This window comes from Anoxybacillus sp. FSL W8-0382 (assembly GCF_038003845.1).
GTDB classification, from domain to species: Bacteria; Bacillota; Bacilli; order Bacillales; family Anoxybacillaceae; genus Anoxybacillus; species Anoxybacillus flavithermus_G.
In genome coordinates, this window is the sequence record NZ_JBBOPX010000001.1 from 2,477,925 (window position 1) to 2,503,486 (window position 25,562).

26 protein-coding genes are annotated in these 25,562 nt (G+C 43.1%); 3 read left to right on the forward strand and 23 right to left on the reverse strand.

Features of this window, described 5'->3' with window-relative positions:
* Nucleotides 1-2: 2 nt before the first annotated feature.
* The 3 genes from uvrB to NSS60_RS13175 form a co-directional block, all read right to left on the reverse strand.
* A complete protein-coding gene (gene uvrB / locus NSS60_RS13165) occupies nucleotides 3-1,976 on the reverse strand; it encodes an excinuclease ABC subunit UvrB (protein ID WP_004892577.1) in 1,974 nt (657 codons plus the stop codon).
* Nucleotides 1,977-2,083: 107 nt separating this feature from the next.
* The gene (locus NSS60_RS13170) at nucleotides 2,084-2,308 is read right to left on the reverse strand and encodes a CsbA family protein (protein ID WP_004892581.1); all 225 of its coding nucleotides are present in this window, start codon (nucleotides 2,306-2,308) and stop codon (nucleotides 2,084-2,086) included.
* Nucleotide 2,309: 1 nt separating this feature from the next.
* Nucleotides 2,310-3,476 (reverse strand): PDZ domain-containing protein, encoded by a 1,167-nt coding sequence (locus NSS60_RS13175; protein ID WP_035018927.1) that lies wholly within the window; start codon nucleotides 3,474-3,476, stop codon nucleotides 2,310-2,312.
* Between the two features lie 178 nt (nucleotides 3,477-3,654).
* Between NSS60_RS13175 and NSS60_RS13180 the strand changes: the two genes are divergently transcribed.
* Nucleotides 3,655-4,080 carry a MerR family transcriptional regulator gene (locus NSS60_RS13180; protein ID WP_035019275.1) on the forward strand — a complete coding sequence of 142 codons (426 nt, stop codon included), beginning with the start codon at nucleotides 3,655-3,657 and terminating at the stop codon, nucleotides 4,078-4,080.
* Nucleotides 4,081-4,119: 39 nt separating this feature from the next.
* Here NSS60_RS13180 and NSS60_RS13185 read toward each other — a convergent pair whose 3' ends face one another.
* The 8 genes from NSS60_RS13185 to NSS60_RS13220 form a co-directional block, all read right to left on the reverse strand.
* Nucleotides 4,120-5,556: a S41 family peptidase gene (locus NSS60_RS13185; protein ID WP_004892589.1), complete on the reverse strand. Its 1,437-nt coding sequence runs from the start codon at nucleotides 5,554-5,556 to the stop codon at nucleotides 4,120-4,122.
* Between the two features lie 174 nt (nucleotides 5,557-5,730).
* On the reverse strand, nucleotides 5,731-6,996 hold the full coding sequence (locus tag NSS60_RS13190) for a murein hydrolase activator EnvC family protein (RefSeq protein WP_004892591.1): 1,266 nt from the start codon (nucleotides 6,994-6,996) through the stop codon (nucleotides 5,731-5,733).
* A gap of 19 nt (nucleotides 6,997-7,015) precedes the next feature.
* The gene (gene ftsX / locus NSS60_RS13195) at nucleotides 7,016-7,909 is read right to left on the reverse strand and encodes a permease-like cell division protein FtsX (protein WP_004892594.1); all 894 of its coding nucleotides are present in this window, start codon (nucleotides 7,907-7,909) and stop codon (nucleotides 7,016-7,018) included.
* Nucleotides 7,899-8,585: a cell division ATP-binding protein FtsE gene (gene ftsE / locus NSS60_RS13200; RefSeq protein ID WP_004892597.1), complete on the reverse strand. Its 687-nt coding sequence runs from the start codon at nucleotides 8,583-8,585 to the stop codon at nucleotides 7,899-7,901. Before ftsE ends, ftsX begins: the two co-directional genes overlap by 11 nt.
* A 161-nt stretch (nucleotides 8,586-8,746) precedes the next feature.
* On the reverse strand, nucleotides 8,747-9,073 hold the full coding sequence (gene cccB / locus NSS60_RS13205; RefSeq protein WP_004892600.1) for a cytochrome c551: 327 nt from the start codon (nucleotides 9,071-9,073) through the stop codon (nucleotides 8,747-8,749).
* Nucleotides 9,074-9,132: 59 nt separating this feature from the next.
* Nucleotides 9,133-9,993 (reverse strand): YitT family protein, encoded by an 861-nt coding sequence (locus NSS60_RS13210; protein ID WP_004892603.1) that lies wholly within the window; start codon nucleotides 9,991-9,993, stop codon nucleotides 9,133-9,135.
* A gap of 89 nt (nucleotides 9,994-10,082) precedes the next feature.
* Nucleotides 10,083-10,343 (reverse strand): type II toxin-antitoxin system RelE family toxin, encoded by a 261-nt coding sequence (locus tag NSS60_RS13215; RefSeq protein WP_035019276.1) that lies wholly within the window; start codon nucleotides 10,341-10,343, stop codon nucleotides 10,083-10,085.
* Nucleotides 10,312-10,569: a hypothetical protein gene (locus NSS60_RS13220; protein ID WP_004892607.1), complete on the reverse strand. Its 258-nt coding sequence runs from the start codon at nucleotides 10,567-10,569 to the stop codon at nucleotides 10,312-10,314. Before NSS60_RS13220 ends, NSS60_RS13215 begins: the two co-directional genes overlap by 32 nt.
* A 432-nt stretch (nucleotides 10,570-11,001) precedes the next feature.
* On the opposite strand from NSS60_RS13220, the gene NSS60_RS13225 reads away from it, so the two are divergent.
* Nucleotides 11,002-12,231, forward strand: coding sequence for an IS110 family transposase (locus NSS60_RS13225; protein WP_064214420.1), 1,230 nt, complete (start codon nucleotides 11,002-11,004; stop codon nucleotides 12,229-12,231).
* A gap of 224 nt (nucleotides 12,232-12,455) precedes the next feature.
* On the opposite strand, the gene prfB is transcribed toward NSS60_RS13225, so the two are convergent.
* From prfB to hpf, 5 genes are all read right to left on the reverse strand, one after another.
* Nucleotides 12,456-13,563, reverse strand: a protein-coding gene (gene prfB / locus NSS60_RS13230; RefSeq protein ID WP_128357012.1) for a peptide chain release factor 2 whose coding sequence is annotated in 2 segments (ribosomal slippage) — nucleotides 12,456-13,490 and nucleotides 13,492-13,563 — 1,107 coding nt in all. Because the reading frame shifts where the segments join, the coding sequence is not laid out codon by codon here.
* Nucleotides 13,564-13,648: 85 nt separating this feature from the next.
* A complete protein-coding gene (iscB, locus tag NSS60_RS13235) occupies nucleotides 13,649-14,974 on the reverse strand; it encodes an RNA-guided endonuclease IscB (protein WP_340720897.1) in 1,326 nt (441 codons plus the stop codon).
* 241 nt (nucleotides 14,975-15,215) lie between these two features.
* The gene (gene secA / locus NSS60_RS13240) at nucleotides 15,216-17,720 is read right to left on the reverse strand and encodes a preprotein translocase subunit SecA (protein ID WP_088223516.1); all 2,505 of its coding nucleotides are present in this window, start codon (nucleotides 17,718-17,720) and stop codon (nucleotides 15,216-15,218) included.
* Between the two features lie 119 nt (nucleotides 17,721-17,839).
* Complete coding sequence (locus tag NSS60_RS13245) at nucleotides 17,840-18,334, reverse strand: hypothetical protein (RefSeq protein WP_004892615.1); 495 nt, start codon at nucleotides 18,332-18,334, stop codon at nucleotides 17,840-17,842.
* A 62-nt stretch (nucleotides 18,335-18,396) separates the two neighbouring features.
* On the reverse strand, nucleotides 18,397-18,945 hold the full coding sequence (gene hpf / locus NSS60_RS13250; protein ID WP_004892618.1) for a ribosome hibernation-promoting factor, HPF/YfiA family: 549 nt from the start codon (nucleotides 18,943-18,945) through the stop codon (nucleotides 18,397-18,399).
* A gap of 172 nt (nucleotides 18,946-19,117) precedes the next feature.
* Here hpf and NSS60_RS13255 point away from each other — a divergent pair, with 172 nt between their 5' ends.
* A complete protein-coding gene (locus NSS60_RS13255; RefSeq protein ID WP_004892620.1) occupies nucleotides 19,118-20,200 on the forward strand; it encodes an HD-GYP domain-containing protein in 1,083 nt (360 codons plus the stop codon).
* Between the two features lie 34 nt (nucleotides 20,201-20,234).
* Here the strand turns inward: NSS60_RS13255 and NSS60_RS13260 are convergent, their stop codons facing one another.
* The 7 genes from NSS60_RS13260 to darT all read right to left on the reverse strand — a co-directional run bounded on the left by NSS60_RS13260 (nucleotide 20,235) and on the right by darT (nucleotide 25,285).
* The gene (locus NSS60_RS13260; protein ID WP_035018930.1) at nucleotides 20,235-20,624 is read right to left on the reverse strand and encodes a hypothetical protein; all 390 of its coding nucleotides are present in this window, start codon (nucleotides 20,622-20,624) and stop codon (nucleotides 20,235-20,237) included.
* A gap of 8 nt (nucleotides 20,625-20,632) precedes the next feature.
* Nucleotides 20,633-20,983, reverse strand: coding sequence for a flagellar protein FliT (locus tag NSS60_RS13265; protein ID WP_004892626.1), 351 nt, complete (start codon nucleotides 20,981-20,983; stop codon nucleotides 20,633-20,635).
* Nucleotides 20,983-21,384: a flagellar export chaperone FliS gene (fliS, locus tag NSS60_RS13270; protein WP_064214404.1), complete on the reverse strand. Its 402-nt coding sequence runs from the start codon at nucleotides 21,382-21,384 to the stop codon at nucleotides 20,983-20,985. Before fliS ends, NSS60_RS13265 begins: the two co-directional genes overlap by 1 nt.
* A 23-nt stretch (nucleotides 21,385-21,407) precedes the next feature.
* Entirely contained in the window at nucleotides 21,408-22,943 is a 1,536-nt protein-coding gene (locus NSS60_RS13275; protein ID WP_064214403.1) for a flagellar hook-associated protein 2, read from the reverse strand.
* A gap of 17 nt (nucleotides 22,944-22,960) precedes the next feature.
* The gene (gene flaG / locus NSS60_RS13280) at nucleotides 22,961-23,335 is read right to left on the reverse strand and encodes a flagellar protein FlaG (protein WP_064214402.1); all 375 of its coding nucleotides are present in this window, start codon (nucleotides 23,333-23,335) and stop codon (nucleotides 22,961-22,963) included.
* Between the two features lie 269 nt (nucleotides 23,336-23,604).
* Nucleotides 23,605-24,639 (reverse strand): type II toxin-antitoxin system antitoxin DNA ADP-ribosyl glycohydrolase DarG, encoded by a 1,035-nt coding sequence (gene darG / locus NSS60_RS13285; RefSeq protein WP_064214401.1) that lies wholly within the window; start codon nucleotides 24,637-24,639, stop codon nucleotides 23,605-23,607.
* Nucleotides 24,640-24,652: 13 nt separating this feature from the next.
* Entirely contained in the window at nucleotides 24,653-25,285 is a 633-nt protein-coding gene (gene darT / locus NSS60_RS13290; RefSeq protein WP_004892636.1) for a type II toxin-antitoxin system toxin DNA ADP-ribosyl transferase DarT, read from the reverse strand.
* Nucleotides 25,286-25,562 lie beyond the last annotated feature (277 nt).

Genomic DNA, 25,562 nt, shown 5'->3' on the forward strand with positions numbered 1-25,562 from the left:
CGTTACACCTCCGCTTTCAATTCTAAAATGAGATCGCGCAGTTCGGCAGCACGTTCAAAATGAAGAGCTTTGGCTGCTTCTTTCATTTCTTGTTCGAGTTTGGCAATAAGCGCAAGGCGCTCTTCTTTTGATAAATGACGGACATCTTTCGTTTCATACGCTTCTTTTTCTTCCGCGGCAAATGTCGCACGAATGACATCTGGAATGTCTTTTTGAATCGTTTTTGGCACGATGCCATGCTCACGGTTATACGCTTCTTGAATCGCACGTCGCCGCTTCGTTTCATTGATCGCAATTTCCATTGATTTCGTGATCGTATCGGCATACATAATGACATGCCCATTCGCGTTGCGCGCCGCTCGTCCAATCGTTTGGATGAGTGAGCGCTCAGAACGTAAAAACCCTTCTTTATCGGCATCTAAAATCGCTACAAGCGACACTTCTGGGATATCAAGCCCTTCTCGCAATAAGTTAATGCCGACGAGCACATCATATTTGCCTAATCGTAAATCGCGAATAATTTCAATTCGTTCTAGCGTCTTAATTTCCGAATGCAAATACGCCACTTGAATGCCGATATCTTTTAAATAATCGGTTAAATCTTCCGCCATTTTTTTCGTCAACGTCGTCACAAGCGTGCGTTCTTTGCGAGCGATGCGCTTTTGAATTTCATCGACTAAATCGTCAATTTGCCCTGCGATCGGTCGCACATCAATCGTCGGGTCTAACAATCCTGTCGGACGAATAATTTGTTCAACGACTTCTGGACAATGTTCAAGCTCATACGGACCTGGTGTCGCAGATACGTAAATCACTTGATTCACTTTTTGTTCAAATTCTTCAAACGTCAATGGCCGGTTATCGAGCGCCGATGGCAAACGGAAGCCGTGTTCAACAAGCACTTCTTTTCGCGCTTTATCACCGTTATACATGCCGCGAATTTGCGGCAATGTCACATGCGATTCGTCAATCACAATTAAAAAGTCGTCAGGAAAATAATCTAACAACGTATAAGGCGTTGAGCCTGGTGGACGCAACGTCAAATGACGCGAATAGTTTTCGATGCCCGAACAAAATCCCATTTCCTTCATCATTTCAATATCGTAGCGCGTCCGTTGTTCTAATCGCTGCGCTTCAAGCAATTTTCCTTGTTCACGCAGCTCGCGAAGCCGCTCTTCTAATTCCTTTTCAATATTTTCAATGGCCAGCTTCATTTTTTCTTCACGTGTGACGAAGTGGGATGCTGGGAAAATCGCCACATGTTCTCGCTCTGCCATCACATGTCCTGTGAGTGCATCCACTTCGCGAATGCGCTCAATTTCATCACCAAAAAACTCAATGCGAATACAATGCTCATCGCGTGAGGCAGGGAAAATTTCGACGACATCTCCGCGCACCCGAAACGTTCCGCGACGAAAATCAATATCGTTTCGTTCATATTGAATGTCGACAAGTCGGCGCAACAAATGATCGCGCTCGATTTCCATGCCGACGCGAAGCGAAACGACAAGTTCGCGATATTCTTCTGGAGAACCTAAACCATAAATACACGAAACGCTTGCAATAATAATGACGTCGCGTCGTTCAAATAGCGCAGACGTTGCGGAATGGCGCAATTTATCAATTTCGTCATTAATGCTTGCATCTTTTTCAATATACGTATCTGTTTGCGGAACGTACGCTTCCGGCTGATAATAATCGTAATAGCTGACAAAATATTCGACCGCGTTATGCGGAAAAAATTGTTTAAACTCGCTATACAATTGCCCTGCTAACGTTTTATTATGCGCAATGACTAACGTCGGTTTATTCACTTGTTGAATGACGTTTGAAATCGTAAACGTTTTTCCTGTTCCTGTTGCTCCAAGCAACGTTTGATGTTTTTTTCCTTGTTGAATCCCTTCGACAAGCTTCGCGATCGCTTTCGGCTGATCGCCCTGCGGCTTATAAGCGGATACTAATTGAAATGTGTCCACAATCGTCCCTCCACTTCATTTCTATTTTCATTGTACCATATGACGAAACCGAAAAGCGAAAAATACGAACAAATATTCTATGAAAAAACCTGCCCATTTGGACAGGTTTACGACTGTTTTTGCTTTTCTACCATTCGTTTCGCATATAAAAATCCGACGATGAGCGACGCTATATCAGCAACAATTTCATACAATTGATCGGTATATCCTTTCACATACGATGCTACGAGCAACGCGACAGTAAGCAGTGTACCGACATAATGGTTATACGTCACCCGCGTAAATAAAATAACTAGCAACGCCGGTACAATTAACGCTAACAAAAACCACATACTATCCCTCATCTCTTACGAATAACAGCCCGAGTTCGTGATGTTCCCCTTCAAATAAAGCCGATTGCGCAAAGCGAACTTCCCCGCTCTCGTTTAATACTTCTAGCTTACAAAATGCACGATTATGTTGCAATGCTGCGTAAAATTCATCTTCCGTCACGACCGGTATACCGTTTACCTTCACAATTACTTCTCCGACCGAAAGCGCCATTTTATGTGCTGGCGTATCCGGCAACACGCCTAAAATAACAAGCCCATTCGTTCGTTTTGTAAAATACGGAGGGCGCTTTTGTTCATACAACTTTGCTGATAAAGCAATCCACTCTCTCCATAAAATAGCCACAACAGCACTAACGATCGCAAGCGGCTTCAACCAGTAGCTGCCGATAGCCAATAAGCTAACAACCGATGCTAGCCAGCCGATACGCTTCGCTGTCCATTTCACTAAATAAATAGGCATTCCTGTTTGCACGCGTTGGGAAAACCCAAGTAAAAACGGCACGAGAACGAGCGAATACGTCTCACCGCCTGAAATGATCGGCCACCACGCTCCAAACGGCGTCACTCCCTCTCCTGGCACAGGAATAATAAAAGGTACGAGCCAAAGACGTTGCATCATTTGTTCACCGATGACAAGTCCCCGCTTGCTCGTTACAAGCCGCGGCGAGCTAAGCTCTGCTCCTTCACGGTAAACGAGCCACATTTCGACAAACAAAAGCAATCCGATTAAAAGCGCGATGGCAGTCACATTTGTTTCCGTCATATGCGGGAAAAAGCGCGCAAAAAATGGCTGTGCCCACTCCATTTGCGCAAAAAAACTAACGGTAAATATAACGATACTACCTACATATGCAGGCGATAACAGCCGAAGCTGCATAAAAAAACTGCATACGATCGTCACAATCGTCCAAAAAACGAGCGTATCATTCGGAATGACAAGTCCAACGCCAACGGTTACAATTGAAAAAACAATGGCAAGCCAACTGCGTGAGCGAATGAGTGCACGCAGCTCACGAGAAGAACGATAGACGCGCGTATGAAAATCCCGTCTTTCGCGTTGCACACGACGCCAGCCAATAAACCATGCAAATATGATTGCATAATATAACAACGGTTGTAACCAAAACGTTCCGAGCGCTTTTAACCACACAAATCCCCATGCTTCCATTTCCATCAACTCCATTTTTTCGGGTGGTCTATTTTGTATTGTAACAAATTTCAAGCATTTATTGTTGACGAAAATTCACTTTCTTTGCCGAATAAGCACTAGTTTTGTCAACATGCAAGGAGTTTCATAAAAAATGTCTAACTTTTTTCAACATATCATTCGGAAGGAGCGTGGGACAATGGAACTAAAGACGAGCGCGGTCGCGAAACGACTTGGGGTATCGACAAAAACGGTGCAACGGTGGGTAAAAAAGTATAACATTCCATGCAAAAAAAACGAGACAGGACATTATGTGTTTACGAACGAAGCGGTCGAACAACTAGAAAAATATAAGTTTCTCGGCATAGAGGAAGAAGAGAAGGAACATGTCGATTGGGAAGAGGTAGAACAACGTCTCAATGAACTCGAACGAAAAATTGACCAAAAAGCAGATGACGTTGTCTCGTTTCAACTATTGCAACATCGGCGAGAAATAGAAGACATGCTCCAATACATCCAACGGCTCGAGCAACGAATTGTTGACCTCGAACATCAACAACAAACGAAACTTGTTCATGAGCAACCAAAACAAACACGACGTGGCATTATTAGCCTCTTTTTATAAAAGTGTCCCCCTGCCTTCAAAACGGACAGGGGGACCTTTTTATTTCGCAATAAGCTGTAATGCTTTTTTCAATTGCTCGTCATATCGTTCGTCACGAACCGCTTCCATCACTTTTGTTTGCAACATATTCGCTGTTTGTTTATCAATTTTTCCTGTCACTTGTAAGCCGTTTGCTTTTTGGAACGATTGAACAGCTTGCTCGGTCTGTTTGCTGAAGTAGCCATCTTCGCGACCTGGGTCAAAACCGAGACCTTTTAACATTTGTTGTGCGCTTTTCACTTGTTCGTTGTTCATGTCATATGCCAACGGCTTATCGATTTGAAGCGGATGAGCATAGAAAAAGTCAGGCTGTTTTACTTTCACATCCGGTTCAATGCCTTTTTGATGAATCCAATTTCCGTTCGGTGTGAGCCATTTATATAACGTTAATTTAATATGGCTGCCATCATCCATCGGCAACGCTTGTTGTACCGTTCCTTTTCCGAACGTTTTTTCACCAACAAGCGGATAGCCGCCTGCTTCTTTTAACGCTGCGGCTAAAATTTCTGATGCCGAGGCGCTTCCGTTATCAATAAGCACAACAATTGGATAATCTTTTTTCTTCGTTATATTGGAGAAGAAGCGTTGTTTATCACCATCACGTTCTTCAATTTGCACGTACGGTTTATCTTTCGGAACAAGATCTTTTAAAATATCTTCCACGCTTTGTAAATACCCTCCCGGATTGCCGCGCACGTCGATAATGAGCCCTGCGATTCCTTTTTTCTCAAACTCGGATAACTTCTTTTTAAAATCCTCTGCTGTTTTTTCCGCAAACGATGTAATTTCAATATAGCCGATTCGTTTGCCGTTCACTTCCTTTATGGACGCATATACCGTTTCGATCGGAATTTCGTCACGAACGACTTCAATCGTTAAAACGCCGCTAACTCCCGGACGAATGACTTCTAAACGAGCAATCGTTCCTTTTTTCCCACGAATTTTTAATACCGCTTCATATAAGTCAAGTCCTTCTAAACTTTCGCCGTTCACTTTAATAATTTGATCGTTTGGACGAAGCCCAGCTTTTTCTGCAGGCGACCCTTTAAATGGGGCAACGATCGTCACTTTGCCGTCGACCATGCTCACTTCCGCTCCAATTCCTTCGAAAGAAGAATCAAGCGACTCGTTAAACCGCTCCGCTGTTTCTTTATCCATATAAACGGAGTATGGATCTTTTAACGTCGCAATCATTCCTTGAATCGCACCGTCAATGAGCTGCTTTTCATCTACGTTTTGAACGTATTTTTGTTTAATCATGCTGTATGCTTGTTCAATTTTTTGTAGTTCTTCGTTCGATGGCTTCTCCGTTGTTGTTGGGATGTTGATCGTCATCGTTGACGTATCGGAAGAAAGCGACTGCATCCCGACATACGTCACCCCAGATCCGAACAACATCGATAAAGCCATGAGTGCTGCGATTGTTTTTTTATTCATGTTTTGCCTCCTCACCCTTCGATACATGAAAGGCATCACACCGTGTGCGATGCCTGTTTGTTTTCATTATATGAATAGCTTGTACTGTTCATAACTGATGAAGATGTATTTATTTTACACCGAGCGTACCGTTTTCTCAACCAATACGCAAAAGCACAGCAGGCAAGCTGTGCTTTAAAACGGAACGTATTGCATTGGATTTACCGCATTCGATTTTGATGCATTCCAAGGCCCACGATGCAACTCAAAATGCAAGTGTGCACCAAACGAACGACCTGTGTTGCCCATATAGCCGATCATTTGACCTTTGCTGACGTTTTGTCCTTCACCAACAAGGCGGGACTCAAGATGGGCATATACTGTCGTGTACACTTGCCCATCAATATAATGCATGATAAAAATGACGTTTCCGTAACTCGGGGAATAGTATGAGCGGTAAACATACCCGTCAGCAGCTGCCACGACAGGAACGCTAGCACCACGCTTACCAATGTCTGCACCGTAGTGGAATTCACCCCAACGCGGGCCAAATGTCGATGTAATTGGACCGTTCGCTGGACGCATAAACGCCCCGTCAGATACAGGAGGCAAACTGCCACCGCTCTCTGATGACGATCCGCGGCTTGATAATGCTCGTTTCCGCGCTTCTTCCTGTTCTTTTTGGCGACGAATCATTTCTTGCAATTGGTTTTTCATCGCCGCTTCTTGTTTTTCAAGCAACTCTTTTTCTTCTTCTAAAGCGAGCTGTTTTTCTTCCTCATGTTTTTGCTCTTCTTTTAACTGTGCCATTAATTTTTCTTTCGCTGCAATTTGTTCGTTTAACGTTTGTTTTAACTTTTGTAGCTCATTTAGCTGCTCTTGCAAGCGAACTAAGTTATCGTTTAGTTCTTCCTCTTTCGCTTCCTTTAGCGCTTTATCTGCTTCTTGCTCTCTAATCATTTGACGGTCTGCCTCAAAAATGGTCGCAACAGCGCTCATTCGATCAATAAAATCGCTAAAACTTTTCGCACCAAGCAACACGTCTAAATAGCTGACAACTCCTCCGCTTTCTTGCAGCGAACGCGCCCGCTCTTTCAACAACTCATTGCGCTGCTCAATGCGCGCTGTGACTTCCTCGATTTCTTTGCGAAGCGCAACAATTTGTTGTTTCGTTTCTTCAATGTTTTGCTGTTTTGTACGAATATTGGCGCTTGTTTCTTCTACCGCTAAATCTAGCTTTTTAATTTCTGCATCTAATTGCTCTTGTTCTGCTTTCAATCGCTCAATTTCTTGTTGCGACTGTTCAATTTTATTTTCAATCGTTGACTGCTTTTGTTGTACATTTTTTATTTCTTCTTTTTTCTGTTGAATATCGCGCTTCGTCACCGCATGCGCAGGCGCAGCTACACTCGAAACAAGCAACATCACAGCGACAACAATCGTTCCCCATCTTTTTCGCACCGTAAACCCCTCTCTCTTTCTATACTTTTAAAAATCGTCTGACGGACATCATGCTTCCCCATATGCCGATACATGCACCTAATAAGACGAGCACAGCCGCCACTTGCCATGCAAACGGATAAAATGGGAGAAGTTGAAAAAATGTATCTTTTAATCTCGGGTACAATAAATCAAATATGTACGAATAGGCGGACAGGACGATGGCAATTGGCACAATCGAACCTAATACACCGAGCCATAGCCCTTCAAGGAAAAACGGCCAGCGAATAAATCCGTTAGTCGCCCCTACTAATCTCATAATCTCAATTTCACGACGACGGGCAAAAATTGTAATTTTAATCGTATTTGAGATGAGAAACATCGCCGTAAATAATAATCCGACAATGAGCGCCAATCCGACGTTGCGAATCGTCGTCGTTGCCGCAAATAGCTTTTCAATTTGTCCTTTCCCGTATTTGACTTTGCTGACAGAAGGCAAAGTTTCAATTTGTTTTGCGATTTTTTCTGTATCAAGCGGATTTTTTGCTTTCACAATAAATACATCGCTTAACGGGTTGTCTTGTTCAAATAGACGGAACGATTGACCATCTTCTCCAAAGCTTTCAATCAATTTTTGTAGCTCTTCATCTTTAGATGAATACGCCACTTTTTCCACGCCAGAAAGAGCTTCAAGCTTGGCTCGAAGCGCATCTTTGTCTGCGTCTGTTGCACTTAAATCAACATGCACACGAATTTCAACATCGCGCTCAATTTGCTTCGTTATATGTTGAATATTGAGCATAATGACGAGAAACACGCCGACAAGCAAAAGCGTCACCGTAACAGCACTAATGGACGCAAACGTCATCCAACCGTTTCGTCCGAGACTTTTAAAACTTTCACGAAAATGACGACGAAGGGTGTTAAGCCTCATAACCGTATTCCCCCTTCACTTCGTCGCGCACAATTTTCCCGCGTTCAATCGCAATGACGCGCTTGCGAATCGTATTGACGATTTCACGGTTATGTGTTGCCATGACAATCGTCGTTCCACGATCGTTAATTCGCTCGAAGATGTCCATAATTTCCCAAGATGTATCTGGATCTAAATTTCCCGTCGGTTCATCAGCAATAACAATTGCTGGGTTGTTGACGATTGAACGAGCGATCGACACCCGCTGTTGCTCTCCTCCAGACAATTCATCAGGGTAAAAGCGCGCTTTATGTTTTAGTCGCACTAAGTCAAGCACTTCCATGACGCGCTTGCGAATGTTTTTTGGCGATTCCTCAATAACTTCCAAAGCAAACGCGACGTTTTCATACACCGTTAACTTTGGAAGAAGCTTGAAGTCTTGGAAGACGATCCCGATATTTCGGCGAAGCAAAGGGACTTTGCTATTTTTTATATTCGCTAAGTTCACGCCGTTAATCATAATTTTGCCGCTTGTCGGATTCTCTTCGCGATACATCATTTTAATAAACGTCGATTTCCCAGCACCGCTCGGACCGACGACATATACAAATTCACCTTGCTTAATGCGAACGGAAATGCCGTTTAATGCGATCACTCCGTTCGGGTATGTTTTATATACATCTTGCATCTCAATCATAAGCAACCACCTAAGTATTCGATGTTTTTCTACATATTCCTGCAAAATTCTCGCCTTGTTCATTATATCATCATTTCCGACAAAAAGGGGGGCGAATTTTATTTACAGTTATATTTCAAGAGTGTTACAAATGAAAAGAGGATGCACAAAATCGCATCCTCTTACTTTTTCGCAGCTAACCATTCCGCTACTTTATCTACATCGTCGCCTTTGAGTAAGCCACCGGGCATGCCCCCGCGACCATTTGCGATAATATCTTTAATTTCATCTTGCGAATATTTTCCGCCTACTTTATCAAGCGCTGGACCGACGCCGCCTTCTAAGTTTTGTCCATGGCAGCTTGCACACGTTTTTTTGTAAACGGCTTCCGCTGCTGAAGCGGTATCCCCTCCGCCGTTTGCTGGTTTTTCGCTTGTGCTATCCCCCCCACCACAGGCTGCTAACACAATCGCTGTACCAGCGAATAAACTAAGTAGCTTTTTCTTCATACGTATATCCCCCTTGTAAACATTTTCATACATTTCTATTATATCGTATCATTTTTACGTTAGGCACGTTTAAATCCTTCCCCAAGCACTTCTGCTGCATCCATAACGACGACAAATGCAGACGGATCAATGGTTTTCACTAATTGTTTCAATTTTGTGAACTCACTTTGTGCCACAACGCACATGAGCATCGTGCGCTCTTTTTCTGTATATCCGCCGTATGCATGTAGTTTTGTCACACCGCGGTCAATTTTATGCAAAATCGCTTCTCGCACTTGTTCTTCTTTCGTTGTAATAATCATCGCCATTTTTGAATTGCCGAAACCAACTTGAACAAAGTCAATTGTTTTACTCGTCACAAATAACGCAATTAATGCATATAGCGCCCGTTCTAAATCAAACACAAACGCCGCTGTTAAAACAATTAAGCCATCAATTAAAATGACGCACGTCCCTAACGATAACCCTGTATATTTATGAATAATTTGAGCAGCTAAATCGGTTCCCCCTGTCGATGCGCGACCACGAAAAACAATGCCTAATCCTACGCCGACGCCAATGCCGCCAAATAATGCCCCAAGCAACGGATCATGCGTTGCTGGTGCCACATCATGTGTCAAATAAACGATAAACGGTAAAAAGGCAGTACCAACTAATGTTTTGACACCAAACTGCTTTCCGAGCAATAGCACACCTGCGATAAATAATGGAATGTTAAGCGCCCATTGTACGTACGCTGGCTGCCAACCGAGCGTCGCATGTAAAATCGTACTGATGCCGCTTACCCCACCTGATGCGACACGATTCGGAAGTAAAAATAAATTGAACGCAACGGCCACAACGGCCGAGCCGACAAGAATATATACGTATTCTAGCACTTTTTCAACGAATGGATTTGTTATGTTGCTTCTTTTTCGCATGCCTCTCACCTTCCTTTGTGAGTATAGCATGCCCGATATAGGAAGTAAATGACATCGAATTAACGCAATAATGATTTAATATAGTGAAGTTAATATAGGTCTCCCCGATTTCCAATCGCTTCGATGTAAATCATTTGCTCGTGGTGATCAATGCGGAAAAGAATGCGGTATGTGCCAACACGTAAACGGTACAAACTTTGTTGTCCTCTCATTTTTTTAATGTCTCCTTGAGGAGGGCTGTAAAGCAATCCCTGTAATGCTATAACTATTCGTTCTTGTACTTCTTTCTCTTGCTTAGCAAGAAATTTTACTGCTTCCTTACGGTAAATCAACTTGTAAGCCAAATTCACGTTTTGCATCACCACCAGTCACATATCCTTCATCTCCTTGTAACTGCCGTTTTTCTTCTTCTGTTAACAATGCTTCTTCTTCACTTACTTCCTCTACTTCATCCCACCATTTATGATCTTTTTTTGATCTTTGCAGTAAATGCAATAAAAATTCATATGCTGATTTTTGATCGGATTCGCTTAACTGTTCAATCATCTCATGAAGCACTTTTTTGTCTACTGCCATGCTATTCCCTCCTCGTATAGTATGTTTAGAAAGATTTTTAAATCGAATTTCCAGTTGGATATGCTCCTTGACAATCGCATATGTGTAAGTGATTTGCCCACGGGGGAGGGGCGCGCCCCTCCCCCGTGGATGGCACTACATCGGGGTTGGACTTTTCGCGATGTTCTTGGATAATGGTCTTAGGATCATCGGGGACACTCTTCTCTCTCCTGTAGCTTTGACTACTTAGAAAGTCTGTCTCCCCGGCTCCTGTTCGGACTTCTAACCCGCAGGCTGTTCCCGTTGGTTTCCCATGCTGGAAGGAGCAGCTTCCAGGCAGCCCATGGCCCAACGTGAGTTCTCATATGCGAGGGTGACTGGTCAACAGGCGCGGTCCGGGGGCATCCCGAAGAGTCCCAACCCCACGATCCTACTACGATTGGAGGTGATCTCATGAAACTCTACGTCGGGATTGACGTGAGCTCAACGGACTTATACACGTGTATCATGGATCAAGAAGGAAACACGTGCGCCCAATTCAAGGTGGACAATCATCTCCTTGGCGCGACCTTCCTTCGCGATCAAATCCTCCTGTGGGCCAACAAGCTCCAACCATCCGAAATTCTCATCGGGATGGAAGCCACTTCGGTCTACAGCTGGCATCCAGCGATGTTTTTCCACCAACAGGAGGAGCTGAAGTCTTGGAATGTCAAGGTGTTTACCATCAATCCAAAGCTCATTCGCAAATTTAAAGAAGCGTACACTGACTTGGATAAAACGGACGGCATCGATGCGTGGATCATCGCCGATCGGCTTCGCTTTGGCCGTTTGAAAGTGACAGCTGTCATGCAAGAACAGTTTATCGCCCTTCAACGGCTCACGCGCATGCGCTATCATCTCGTCCATCAGCTGACTCGGGAAAAGCAGTACTTCCTCCAACACTTGTTTTACAAGTGCAGTTCCTTTACCCAAGAGGTGGACAGCTCCGTGTTCGGACATGCCATCTTAGAGCTTCTTCTCGAGTCGTTTAGCTTAGACGAAATCAGTCAGATGGACGTGCAACAGCTCGCTGACTTCTTGCGCCAAAAAGGACGCAATCGCTTTGCCGATCCGGAATGCATCGCCAAGTCCATTCAAAAGGCGGCTCGTTCGTCGTATCGGCTTTCCAAATGTGTCGAGGATTCCATCGACTTGCTTTTAGGGCTATCGATTCAATCCATCCGTAGCCTTCAAGCGCAAATTAAAGAGCTAGATAAAGCGATTACTCGCCATTTGGAAGGCATCCCAAATACGTTACAAACGATTCCCGGCATTGGTCCGGTCTACGCCGCTGGCATCTTAGCCGAAATTGGACAAATCGAGCGCTTTGACAACCAAGCCGCCTTAGCAAAGTATGCAGGTTTGACTTGGTCTAAGCACCAGTCCGGTCGGTTCCAAGCCGAGGAGACTTCCCTCATTCGTTCCGGCAATCGCTATCTCCGTTACTACCTAGTGGAGGCTGCCAACTCGGTACAACGGCATGATGCGTCGTTTCGCACCTATTACCGGAAGAAGTATGAGGAAGTACCAAAGCACCAACACAAACGAGCCCTCGTCCTCACCGCTCGAAAACTCGTGCGTGTGATCGATGCGCTGCTACGCAACGGTCAAATCTACACGCCAAGAAAGGGGGAAGATCGATAGGGGTATCGATCTAACTGATTTTGCATTAAAACCCAGTTAATGACATAAGACAAGACTGGGCTTCTTAAGTATTGCCTTTTTTCGGGTCATCGGACAATCGAATTTCCAATTTCGATGATTTTTCACCTTGACATATTACCGCAGGACTTTCGTTATGTCCAGATTATCACGCTCTTTTTTTAGATGTCAATAATATACAACAAAAGGTGCCCATAACGGACACCTTACCCTTGTTTTAACTTCGAACGTAAATAGGCGTCAATAAAGACGTCTATTTCGCCGTCCATTACCGCTTGCACGTTTCCGACTTCGGTATTTGTTCGATGATCTTTTACGAGCGAGTACGGATGAAACACGTAAGAACGAATTTGGCTTCCCCAACCAATTTCTTTTTGTTCACCGCGAATTTCAGCAAGCTCCGCTTGTTGTTCTTCTAGTTTCTTTTGATACAACTTCGCTTTCAACATATTCATCGCTTTTTCGCGGTTTTTAATTTGCGAACGCTCCGATTGGCATGTGACGACAATGCCAGTTGGAATATGTGTAATACGTACAGCTGAATCCGTCGTATTGACGTGCTGACCGCCGGCACCGCTTGAGCGATACGTATCGACTTTTATTTCATCTGGACGCACGTCAATTTCAATGTTGTCATCAAATTCAGGTACAACTTCGCACGAAACGAACGATGTATGACGGCGACCAGAAGCGTCAAACGGAGAAATGCGCACGAGGCGATGCACGCCTTTTTCCGCTTTTAAATATCCGTATGCATTATGCCCTTTAATTAACAACGTGACGCTTTTAATTCCCGCTTCCTCACCAGGCAAATAATCGAGCGTTTCCACTTTGTATCCTTTTTTCTCCGCCCAGCGCGTATACATACGCAACAACATCGATGCCCAGTCTTGTGACTCCGTTCCACCTGCGCCAGGATGAAGCTCCAAAATGGCGTTATTTTTATCGTACGGTTCATTTAATAGGAGCTGCAATTCAAATTCGCTAAAGTCTTTCGATAGTTTTTTCGCCTCAGCTACAAGCTCTTTTTGTAATTCTTCATCAGGTTCTTCTTTGACAAGCTCGTATGTTACTTCTAAATTTTCAAATCGCTCTTCAAGTGAACGAAACTCGCCGACTAAATCTTTGAGCGCATTCGCCTCACTAATGACCGCCTGAGCCGCTTTTTGATCGTCCCAAAAGTCAGAGGCAGCCATTTGCGCTTCTAGTTGTTCAATGCGGGCTTCTTTCGTTTCGAGGTCAAAGAGACCCCCTAATATCCACTAATCGCTTAGCCATTTTTTCAAGCTCTTGCTTAATTTCTACTAAATCGATCATGTCCTTCACCTCAACCATTATTGTATGTAAACATCTCGGCGTACGCAACATAACGAAAGCGAGGGAATATCCCTCACGAAACTTACGCAAGGAAGCCCCTGCCTTTAGGCACGGCGAGGAATTGCACCTTACGCAAGTTCCGCCCCCCCTTTCCATAAGCATATCCGTCAAATCGCTGAATGACTTGGACATATCTATAATTTATTCCTTGTGCGATACGCTTTCCGTCCTTGCCTTTAATATCGAAACTTCCAGTCTTTCTACATGCGACTTCGCCAAACCAAACGCCTTGATATTTCCCTCTTGGGACAACAGCCTTAACCATGTCCCCTGTTTGAAAACCAAAGAAGAATTTTTGTCTTGCAAGATAACCTCTTGGGAAGCCATATCTATCTAGGTTTGTACGAGAGCGACTACCACGCCCTTTTGCCTTGATAAATAACACTTCTTTTGTTTTGAAATATAAGTGATTTGTTGTGCTTTCGCCTACACAACAAGCGTCAAAATAATGTGTTTTCGGCAAGTCTAAACGAATACGATTCATTTTTGTTCGTGCACCTGTTCCACACTCGACATCTAATCCTGTCTGCTTTAACACTTCATACACTTTCCATCTTGTCGAGTTGATAGCACTTGTATCCTTTAATGATTCTTTGACTTGCTTTTGAATGTGCGGATACCCGAATTCTTCTGCTGTCTTACTTCCTTTGCGCTGATTACAGTCATGACAGGCAAGACATAGGTTATCCACTCGGTCTGTTCCACCTCTCGATTTTGGAATGATATGCTCCACTTCAAGTGGAACATTTTCTTTTCCGCAATAACAACACTTCCGCCCAAACTTTTCAAGCAAATACTCCCGTACTTCATATCCTTGTAGCGTGCCTTGTTGATACTCTACACCATTGATTTCAGGATTTCGCATGAGTTGCGTGTCGAATTTGGCATTTTCGTATGATATATACCCAATGGGGCATAATTTCTTTAGGCGGTTAACCCATGTTTGGATATTTTGCACGCGACTCTCTAGTGATGGCGGCAACCACCCGTCTTTTCTCCTACGATTAAGAAAACGTGGTTTTCTGTATCTTGTTTTTCGATTTCGTCTTGCTCGACGAAAAGCACGCCTTTTATCTATTCTTTCCTTGATGTCTGTGCGATGGTCAAGTTGCCCTAACCATACCACTTCTTGTCCTCGCAAAATCGCTAATCCTGTATGCCTGCTTCCATAGTCGATTTTTAGCCGATATGTTGCTTTAATTTCTGATTCGTCTACTGATTTTTTCAAGATGATGGTAAATGGAAATCGCCTGTAAATCGCCGCCTTCCCTTGTTTCAACAGCTTTCTTGCAACTGCTTCGTGACAAGGAGCAAGCGGACGTTTGTTTGTGTCTAACACAAAAACCATAGGGTTCTCCCCTTTCCTCTGCATAAAGCAGGTCATATTCTCCTCGACCATGTTATAGATGCTTGTTATGTGCAAGACACTAGCGCTACCCACCACGCTTGTTTAACCTTGCACGACAGAGGAACGGGCTGGAGAAGCACCCGAACGTGTCATGACATCTATAACGTAGGCTCTGTTTCAAGCCTTGGTCTGGTCAACATGGGGCTTACAAGCCCATGACTTTAGTCATTGGGTTGTTGACTTATCGTCCGCAACAATGTTTATATTTTTTTCCGCTTCCGCATGGGCACGGATCATTTCGGCCGACTTCCACCGCTTTTTTCACCGGCTTACGTTTCACTTCTTCGCCTTCTTTCGGGTGGACAGCTTCTCCTTTGGCTACTTCTTGTCGCTCTAAGTTGCTTTCGATTTCTGCTTTCATAATGTAACGCGCAACTTCTTCTTCAATAGAAGCAATCATCGCTTCAAACATCGCATACCCTTCCATTTGATATTCGCGCAATGGATCAATTTGACCGTACGCACGTAAATGGATGCCTTGACGAAGCTGTTCCATCGCATCGATATGTTCCATCCATTTCATATCGACCGCACGCAACACGATGACGCGCTCAAACTCGCGCATTTGCTCGGACGGAATGCGGCTTTCTTTTTCATCGTAACGTATACGTACTTTATTCCAAATGAATTCAATCATTTCTTCTGGATCTTTGCCGCGCAAGTCGTTGACAGTCACATCTCCTTCTGAAAGGAGGTTCGCTTGCACATAATCAACAATCGCTTGCACATTCCATTCTTCTGGCATTTCTTCATCTGGTGTATGCGTACGCACGACGCGCTCGATAACCGATTGAATCATTTTTTCAACAATGTCGCGCAAGTTTTCTGAGTCAAGCACTTGGAAACGTTGACGATAAATAATTTCGCGTTGTTCGCGCAATACATCGTCGTACTGCAATAGTTGTTTACGCGCATCAAAGTTGTTTCCTTCCACGCGTTTTTGTGCCGACTCGACCGCTTTAGATACGATTTTACTTTGAATTGGCTGTGAATCGTCCATCCCTAAGCGATCCATCATCGCCATCATATTTTCTGAACCGAAGCGACGCATGAGCTCATCTTCAAGCGACAAGTAAAATTGCGATACCCCAGGGTCTCCTTGACGGCCGGAACGACCACGCAATTGGTTGTCGATGCGGCGGCTTTCATGACGTTCTGTACCGATGACGGCCAAACCGCCAAGCTCGCGCACACCTTCACCGAGTTTAATGTCCGTTCCGCGTCCTGCCATGTTTGTCGCAATCGTTACTGCCCCTTTTTGACCAGCTTGCGCAATAATTTCTGCTTCTTTCGCATGGTTTTTCGCGTTTAATACGTTATGGCGAATGCCGCGCTTCGTTAACATGCCCGATAACAATTCAGACGTTTCAATCGACACCGTACCGACGAGAACAGGTTGTCCTTTCGCATGACGTTCCGCAATATCTTCAACAACCGCACGAAACTTTCCTTCCATCGTGCGATAAATTAAGTCTGGGCGATCATCGCGAATGACTGGTTTATTTGTCGGAATAACGATGACTTGCATATTGTAAATGTTACGAAATTCTTCTTCTTCTGTTTTCGCTGTTCCCGTCATCCCCGCGAGCTTTTCGTACATGCGGAAATAGTTTTGGAACGTGATCGTCGCAAGCGTCATCGATTCGTTTTGAATTTCAAGCCCTTCTTTTGCCTCAATCGCTTGATGAAGCCCATCGCTATAGCGACGTCCGCGCATGAGACGGCCTGTGAACGGATCGACGATGACGATTTTTCCGTCCTCAACGACGTAATCGACGTCGCGCTGCATCACAACATGGGCACGCAACGCTTGACTAATATGATGGTTTAACGTCACATGTTTTAAATCGAATAAGTTGTCGATTCCAAACGCGCGCTCTGCTTTGTTCATTCCTTCTTCCGTCAGCTGCACGCTTTTCGTTTTTTCATCGTACGTATAATCGACATCTCGTTTTAGTGTGCGCACAAATGCGTTCGCTTGAATGTACAATTTTGTTGATTTTTGAGCCGTACCTGAAATAATGAGCGGCGTCCGCGCCTCGTCAATTAAAATGGAGTCAACTTCGTCAATGATCGCATAATGAAGCGGGCGTTGCACCATATGTTCTTTATAGAGCACCATGTTATCGCGCAAATAGTCGAAACCAAACTCGTTATTCGTTCCGTATGTAATGTCGGCGTTATAAGCCGCTTGCTTTTCTTCACGCGACATACTGTTTAAATTCAGTCCAACAGATAAACCTAAAAACTGATACAGTCTGCCCATTTCATTTGCGTCGCGGCTTGCTAAATATTCGTTGACCGTGACGACATGGACGCCTTTTCCAGTTAACGCGTTTAAATATACCGGCATCGTCGCTGTTAACGTTTTTCCTTCCCCTGTTTTCATTTCAGCAATGTTGCCTTCATGAAGGGCGATGCCCCCCATCAATTGCACTTTATATGGATACATGCCGAGCACGCGTTTTGCAGCTTCACGAACGACCGCAAACGCTTCGACAAGTAAATCATCAAGCGTTTCGCCTTTTTCAAGACGCGCCTTAAACTCTTCTGTTTTTTGACGCAACTCGTCATCAGAAAGCTGCGCCATTTGTGGACCGAGCGCATCAATTTCATTTGCGATTTTTTCTAATCGCGCAATTTGCCGTTTATTCGGGTCAAACACTTTTTTCAACATTCCAAGCATATGAAAACGCTCCTTAATTATAGAATCACTAATCTACATGATATCATTTACAGGAAAAGGTGACAACTCATACGGAAAAGGGAGATGGGGAAAAAGAAAAAGCCAGCATCTTCGCTGGATTACACTTGCGACTGTAGTTGTTCAATGGAGGCTTCCACTCTAAGCAAACGTTTATTTAATGCATAAATTTCAAATCCTTTTTCATCGATCTTTTTATAAATGTTTTGCAGTAATGTGTGCACGTCATTCGCCAGTTGAACTTCGAGACGATGCACCGTTTCTTTGACTTCGTCTAATTGTGTTTCAACGCGTGCAAGGCGCTTCTTGACATCACACATTTCTTCCTCGAGGCGACTAATCCGCTCATTTGTTTCTTCCATTTTTTGTTCAAGCGCCACTAATCGAGCCTCCATGTTTTCAAAACGCTGATCGATTTGAGCGAATCTTTCATCAATCTGTGCAAACCGCTCATCAATCTGCGCAAATCGCTCGTCAATTTGAGCGAATCGTTTATCAATCTGTGTAAACCGTTCGCGCACTTCTTGTTGGAAGGACAAAAAGTTGTTCTCGATGCTTGTCAACTTCGCCAAAATTTCGCGTAAAATCGCTTCCACCCTTTTTCACCTCCTTTCACATTATACCACCCCCTGTCTCGATTCGACAGAGGGTGGTAAGATTAGTTCGCTTCAATTAAGCCATATTTGCCGTCTTTTCGTTTGTAAACGACGTTTGTGCGGTTTGTTTCTGCATTAATAAAGACGTAAAAGTTATGGCCAAGCATGTTCATTTGCAAAATCGCTTCTTCGCTATCCATCGGCTTTAAGCTAAAACGTTTCGTACGCACAATTTCAAATTCTTCTTCCTCATGCTCTCCTGTTGCCACAGGAGCTGTTGTTGTTAGCGTGACACCATTTGCTTCTTTTTCGCGCATTTTTCGATTTACTTTCGTTTTATGTTTACGAATTTGGCGTTCGAGTTTATCGACGACCAAATCGATTGCCGCATACATATCGTCATGGCGCTCTTCGGCACGCAACACGATTTGTGGCATTGGAATAGTGACTTCAATTTTCGCCTGCTTATCATTATATACTTTTAAGTTAACGTAAACAGTAATTCCTTCGGTTGATTCGAAATAACGCTCTAATTTCCCGATTTTTTTCTCGACATACTCTCGAATCGCTTGTGTAACCTCGATGTTTTCTCCGCGAATGTTGTATTTCATACGCTGCTCCTCCTTTTATGAAAGGTTAGTTATTTATTTCTACAATTCCCTACAAAACTCCTTCTCAATCGTCACATTTTTTGTGAAAAAATGATGAACAAAACAATGGATAATTATGCTACAATTTATAGATGATGAAAAGCGTTCCTATTTTTTATCCAGGTGTTATCGCATGCGTAAAGTGTACATATTTGAAGCAAAAAGCGGCGATGTGCTCGCCGTTGATATTTACGGACCAAACGGTGCAGTTTTGCTCGCTAAGGGGGTTAAACTGACCGACTCATACATTCGCAGACTGCTCGAAGATGGCATTCGTTATATTTATATTCACGATATTTTTACATTTGATATTGAAGAAAAGCCAATGATTAGTCCGATTGTGCGGCAACAAGCAGTAAAAAAAGTGTACGAAACGATGACGGAACTAATCGAAGGACAAAAGGCTGCCCAGCGCGTGTCTTCGCTTGACCTCGGACAAGAATATCAAAAAATATTTAAAGAGATTTTAGACTATTTATTAAGTCGAGAAAACTTGCTCATTAACTTATCTGACCTTGTCATTTCAAAAGGATATTTCTTTCATCACTCGGTTAACGTGGCAACAATCGCAGGTGTTATCGGATTAGCGAAAGGATATTCATCGCAACAATTGCTTGATTTGGGCGTTGGCGCGTTTTTATTTGACATTGGTATGACGCAAATTCCAAGCGCCCTTTTGGGAAAAAAAGGGCCGCTTAGTCCTGAAGAACGTCGAATCGTTTCCCATCATACTGAACTTGGATTTGAATTACTAAAAAAACAAAACAACGTTTCACCGTCATCCGCTTATTGTGCACTTCAACATCACGAGCGTTTTGATGGGAGCGGCTATCCACATCAAGCAGCTGGCAAATACATTCATGAGTTCGCGCGCATTATCGCCATCGCAGACGTATTCGACGCGCTCACTTCTCCGCGTGACCATCGGAAACAACACTCGCCGCACGAAGCAGCTGAATATTTATGCGCAGCCGGCAATACGTTGTTTGACTATGAACTCATTAAAACGTTTTTAAAATATGTCGCCATTTACCCGCTCGGCACAAACATCGTATTAAACACAGGATATCGCGGTGTCGTCTCAAACATTTTCCCTGAATATCCGCTTCGCCCTGTCGTTCGCATTTTACAAAATCCAAACGGGGAAGTGCTGAAATCACCGTTTGAAATTGACTTACGAAAAGAAGTGAACGTCACGATTGTCGAAGCGTTTTAAACTACAAAAGGTGCGATTCGCTCGCACCTTTTTATTATTGCTCAATATACGGACGAAGATGTTGCATCACACTTACTTTCCACGCTTCAAATGCTGGTGCTAAATGGTTTTCAACGACTTGTTGCTTCGCATTCGTATCGTGCAACTTTCCGTCTAATTTCCACGCCTCATCGGCTACCGCAGAAAAACGAGCAATTTCCTCTAACACCGCGCGATCATCCGCAAAAAAACGTGCGAGCGAACTCCGATTCGTCTCATCAATTTGACCGAACGCCATAAAAATATCCGCAAGCACAACATCCCCTTGCGTTCGCTCATAGTTCGTAAAACTTTCACATACATACGCAAATCCTTCTTCAATCGTCTCTAAAAGCGCCACGTACTGTTGGATAACTGCTAATTGTTCATGCGATAATTTCACCATTTTCATACCTACCTTTTCTTATCATAAAACATGCCATCAATAGACAGTGGTTCATATGGATGGTTATAATGTTTGACAACCGTTTTCGTTTTTTTCGTTTGCTTTAAGTCGAACTGAATTTGCTGCTTCAATTGCTGTAACTTTTCATCAATCTCGGCATTCAATGCTAATATTTCTTGCCCCATCTTCCGCTCTTCCGCTGTCAAAGAAGAAGGGAGCTTCGCAAGCAACCGCTCCCTCTCCTCAAGCAACTGCTCAATCCGCGCGATCACCTCATCGCGTTTCTCCTTCGATACAGGCTCTCGCAACACATTCGCAAGCTGCCTCGTCGCTTCCAACAGCGTAAAAACAACGCTCATCACGCTTGTCCACCTTGCGCATATTGACGTTGACGATTGATTTGAATGACTTGCTTCCACGTATCGCGAAATTCTTTCACGTACCCTTCGACTTCCTCTAAAATGGACATATCGCTTTTAATATTTGCTTCAACAAGACGGCGATATATATAGTCATACATCGTCATCATCGACTTTGCCACTTCATATTCCATATTGAGCGTCACCATCAGCTCTTGAATAATTTTTTGCGCTTTTAATAAGTTTGTGTTGCGTGCTTCAATATCTTTGTCCTCGATCGCTTTTTTCGCTTGCGCAATAAACTTTAAGCAACCGTTGTAAAGCATAAGCGTTAATTCCCCAGGTGACGCCGTTTGCATCGCGTTTGTTTGATATGATTGATATGGATTGTTGGTTGCCATTCGTTAAAACACTCCTTTAGAAATTATTGCATACCTCCGCCAAACGCGTTCATGAGATACATGCTTTGCGAGTTTGCCCGCTGCACCGCTTTTTCCATCGCGGAAAACTGCTTCCAGTATCGGTCTTCCACTCGTTTTAATCGATCTTCTGCCTCACTAATGCGTGTATCAATATCGAGAATATTTTTCCCGATAATATACTGGTTCACAGTTTTTAACGTATTTCCTGCTTTATCCTCAATACTTTTGATCGTCTTTTTTATTTCATCGCGCAGTTGCAAAACGATGCCTTTGTTCGCTCCTTCGCCATTGTTGCTGAAGAGACGATACACCGCTTCTGGATTTTCTTCAATTTTTTGTTTTAACTTCGCTTCGTCAATAATGAGCTTTCCGCCTTCTAAATAGTTTGCTGTCGTCGTGATGCCGATTTGGGCAAGCTGTTGAAACCCTTTTGACGCGGCTTCGACTTTTCGATACAACGCTTGGCGCATGCTAGAAAGGGCGTTTGACAAAATCGAGTCGCCGCGCAAAATGCCGCTTCTCGCTTTCTCTTCCCACTTCTCCGCCTGCTTTTCCGTCAACTGCTCACGCTGCTCATCCGTCAACGGCTGATAATCACGATAACGAGTTTCTTTTAACTTTTTATTGATCTCATCAATCGTTTCATTATATTTATCAACGAACGATTTAATCGAGTTAAAAATCGCATCCGTATTTGTCGTTGATGAAATCGTTACCGTCCCGGTATGCGTATTTTTCAACGTATACGTCATACCGTTAATCGTAAACGTGTTCGACGGACGCTCTGTTTCAAGACCGTTAATTGTAAATTTGGCGTTTTGTCCTGTTCCTGCATCTCGTTGTAAAAAATTTTTCCCTGTTTCCACTTGAAACTCTAGCTGGTCTTGTAAAAAAACTTGCCCAGCTTTAATTTCAATTGATGAGCCTTCGCCTGTTTCGTTTTTCGTAATGACCATCTTTTTTGTATGTTCATCGTAAAACGCGCGCACGCCTAACGTCGCGTTGCTGTTTAATTTATTAATAAGCGTATTTAACGTATCTGTATTCGGATCGATTGAAATGCTGACGGTTTCTGGCGTCGTACTTCCCGGCTTTGTCACTTGAAACTTTAAGGCGTTCGGTACGTTACTTTCACCAAACTGACTGGCAAGTGAAGCATTTACGTCTACTGCTCCACCCCCTGTTTTTTCAATTGCTCCCGATGTCCATCTTGCTGCGGTTGCAAGTCGCGTAATGTTGCTAATCTCAACTGTTTGATTTGACGCGCTCGGCGTGCTTGTAGCAGTGACGATGTTTTCGTTTGAGCTCGTCACTTTTTTCTGTAAAAACGTACTTTGGCGCATGACACCGTCGAAAATATGTTTATCTAATGCGTCTAATAAACGGTTCATATCGCGATATGCGTCGCGTTGCCATTCAAGTAATTGCTTTTTTTGTTTTAATTTATCAATTGGCGCACGTTCGACTTTCATTAAATCGCCAACGATTTTATCAATATCCATGCCGCTCGCTAAGCCACCGATACGCATTGTACTCATGCCCTCTCACCATCCTCTCAAATTTTTCGATCAACAATCAACCCGACAAACTTCATCATCGCCGCGTACATATCTAGCAATTTTTTCGGCGGAATTTCGCGCACAACTTCTTTTGTTCGATCATCAATGAGTTGAACATAATACTCTTTTAAATCTTCATGTACCGCAAATTTTAGCGACGTATGGCTCGGCTGTAAAAATTCATTCATTCCTTTGACGATTTCTTCAAGTTTTTCTTTTGAAATTTCTTTTGAAGTACGCTCTTCTTCTTGTTTTGCGTTCATTTGCTGTACAGTGGTTTGCTCTTGTTTTTGCTGCTCTGCTGGACGCTCTGTCGTTGTTTTTTCATGCATATATGTGGAAGAAAGAGAAGAAGAAATACGTTCAATCATCATCATTCGCCCCTTTGACATATACGTTTCTACTGTTTATATCGGTTAGAAAAGAAAAATATGAAGTCATTTCGTACATAAACAAACGAGAGTGAAACAGCGAAATAAAAAATTAATCCTATTAATCGACATAAAAAGAGGCACTAGCCAAGCTAATGCCTTGTTGTTGAGCATGCAGTTAATTAACAATATTACAGGCAATTAAAGTTTATACTGTCACCAAAAGCCCCATTTTCAAATTTGAATGAAACGTAATACAAGCATTTTTGTTAATTAAGCATCTCTACTTCTTTCAAATGTTGCCAAGCTTTTGTAATATGCTTCTCTTTAAATATCTTCCGTTTCCGTTCGTTCCAATTGTGGATTTCTTCAACGATTGACTGAATATCATCTTTTATATCTGGCTTTTCCTTAACAACCCAATGTACAGTTGAAAGCAATTCTAGCCCATATGGAGTTTCAAACCCTTGAATAATATCCCTTACTCTTTTTAAGTGCTTATAGGCTTCGGAATCGTCCATCAAATACTGCTCCGCTTTTTGGACTGCATCCGGTATTAAGTAAATTTCTGCATCTCTGCTGCGATCGCCAAAACCACGAATAAAATGGCCATCTAAGCGCAATAATACATGATTTAAATTGTCTGCATATGGACCATATTTGCTTTTTTCAAATCTTAGTTTAAGGGGTTCCCCTACTGCTTGGAGAAAATACGCTAGCTTTTGCACCTCAAGCAAAGATAGCCGATAACCTGGAATGGAGTAATCATTCATTAACATTAGAAATAACGCTCTAGCTCTTGTCATTTTCGGTTTTTCCGTACGTATCTTTATTTGGTCAGGTTTAGGGCTTCCTGCAGGCTCGTATAAATGTACTTCCACATCTTGTAGATGTTTAAAAGCTGCTTCAATTTTAGGACGTACTTCATCCCATCTCAGCCCTCCATTACCACAGCCAAGCGGAGGAAGCGCAATTGATTTTATATTTAGCTCCTTAACTACCTTTACTAAATCCACTAACCCTAACTCTATATCTTCCATCCGGGATTTATATTTCCAATGGCGTTTTGTAGGAAAATTAATAATATATTTTGGGTTTAACAACGATTTAGTGGAAACGACATGCATTTTGCCTGGCTGTACTTCCTTGCGGCGGCAAGCCTTTTCATACTCTGAAAACATTTCCGGGTATGCTTGCTTAAATTGCAGAGCGATTCCCTTCCCCATCACTCCGACACAATTGACCGTGTTCACTAACGCTTCTGCTTCATCTTCTAAGAGGTTGCCTTGTTTTAGGATGATCATTGCGTCACCTCCTTCAGTAGTACCAATGCGGCCGGACAGCTATCGGTTTATGGCAATGACATTGGTACATAATCTCTTCAACTTTTTGCTTCATTTTATCATTTTTAACCCCGATGCCTAAAATCATATCAATAGGAACAAATTGATACACTAAAAACTCCGCTTGCCTTCTTCTTTCCCGATCGGGGTTCTCTTCCGTCTCAAACCAAAATTGAGAGCGCATAACGTTCCAGTCGATTTTGTCCAAATCCTTTAAATCGTTATAAAAATCAGTAAATTTCATAATGGCATGCCCATCCGTAAACACATAACCTAATCCTCTATGATGGATCACATCTGTCCTAGACACGAGATAAATAATCTCATCTTGTCCTTTTGCGTACCCGTCTACACGTCCTTTGTTAATAGCATATAACATCGGTGACCTAGGTGCAAAGTAAAAAGGAACATAATCATGTAAAGTGCCATAAGGAGGAAGCGGAACGGATATGATTGATCTCCTAGCTTGTATACGTGTATGCGCAATATTGACATACGATACACTTTTCACCTTCGCCACGTTATTTGCCACTAATCCACCGTGACAAAGGATCGATGGAAGGTTGCTATAGTGGGTGATATGGTAGAGCCATTTTTTATAAATCATCACGTCAAACACCCTACTGTTTAGTTTTATATGTGGAAATAAAATATTTCATAAATGAAAATATTTCATAAATGATCGATGGCGTGCATTGCCCGACAGACAAATTATAAAACTAACCCGTGGTGCTAGTTGAGCGCTAGCGCTCAACTAGCACCACGGGTTTAATTAAATATACCTATTCACTTCAGATGCTCCCAAGCTTTTATAATATGCTTCCCTTTAAAATATTTCCCGATTGCGCTTATTCCAATTATAGAAAATTTTATACCCCTTAGAT

Coding starts and splice junctions, on each gene's coding strand:
- NSS60_RS13170 (WP_004892581.1), bottom strand. CDS start 2,308: ATGTGGTTTTTGTTAGCGTTAATTGTACCGGCGTTGCTAGTTATTTTA.
- NSS60_RS13175 (WP_035018927.1), bottom strand. CDS start 3,476: ATGGAAGCATGGGGATTTGTGTGGTTAAAAGCGCTCGGAACGTTTTGG.
- NSS60_RS13180 (WP_035019275.1), top strand. CDS start 3,655: ATGGAACTAAAGACGAGCGCGGTCGCGAAACGACTTGGGGTATCGACA.
- NSS60_RS13185 (WP_004892589.1), bottom strand. CDS start 5,556: ATGAATAAAAAAACAATCGCAGCACTCATGGCTTTATCGATGTTGTTC.
- ftsX (WP_004892594.1), bottom strand. CDS start 7,909: ATGAGGCTTAACACCCTTCGTCGTCATTTTCGTGAAAGTTTTAAAAGT.
- ftsE (WP_004892597.1), bottom strand. CDS start 8,585: ATGATTGAGATGCAAGATGTATATAAAACATACCCGAACGGAGTGATC.
- cccB (WP_004892600.1), bottom strand. CDS start 9,073: ATGAAGAAAAAGCTACTTAGTTTATTCGCTGGTACAGCGATTGTGTTA.
- NSS60_RS13210 (WP_004892603.1), bottom strand. CDS start 9,993: ATGCGAAAAAGAAGCAACATAACAAATCCATTCGTTGAAAAAGTGCTA.
- NSS60_RS13220 (WP_004892607.1), bottom strand. CDS start 10,569: ATGGCAGTAGACAAAAAAGTGCTTCATGAGATGATTGAACAGTTAAGC.
- NSS60_RS13225 (WP_064214420.1), top strand. CDS start 11,002: ATGAAACTCTACGTCGGGATTGACGTGAGCTCAACGGACTTATACACG.
- iscB (WP_340720897.1), bottom strand. CDS start 14,974: ATGGTTTTTGTGTTAGACACAAACAAACGTCCGCTTGCTCCTTGTCAC.
- secA (WP_088223516.1), bottom strand. CDS start 17,720: ATGCTTGGAATGTTGAAAAAAGTGTTTGACCCGAATAAACGGCAAATT.
- hpf (WP_004892618.1), bottom strand. CDS start 18,945: ATGAAATACAACATTCGCGGAGAAAACATCGAGGTTACACAAGCGATT.
- NSS60_RS13255 (WP_004892620.1), top strand. CDS start 19,118: ATGCGTAAAGTGTACATATTTGAAGCAAAAAGCGGCGATGTGCTCGCC.
- NSS60_RS13260 (WP_035018930.1), bottom strand. CDS start 20,624: ATGGTGAAATTATCGCATGAACAATTAGCAGTTATCCAACAGTACGTG.
- NSS60_RS13265 (WP_004892626.1), bottom strand. CDS start 20,983: ATGAGCGTTGTTTTTACGCTGTTGGAAGCGACGAGGCAGCTTGCGAAT.
- fliS (WP_064214404.1), bottom strand. CDS start 21,384: ATGGCAACCAACAATCCATATCAATCATATCAAACAAACGCGATGCAA.
- NSS60_RS13275 (WP_064214403.1), bottom strand. CDS start 22,943: ATGAGTACAATGCGTATCGGTGGCTTAGCGAGCGGCATGGATATTGAT.
- flaG (WP_064214402.1), bottom strand. CDS start 23,335: ATGATTGAACGTATTTCTTCTTCTCTTTCTTCCACATATATGCATGAA.
- darG (WP_064214401.1), bottom strand. CDS start 24,639: ATGATCATCCTAAAACAAGGCAACCTCTTAGAAGATGAAGCAGAAGCG.
- darT (WP_004892636.1), bottom strand. CDS start 25,285: ATGATTTATAAAAAATGGCTCTACCATATCACCCACTATAGCAACCTT.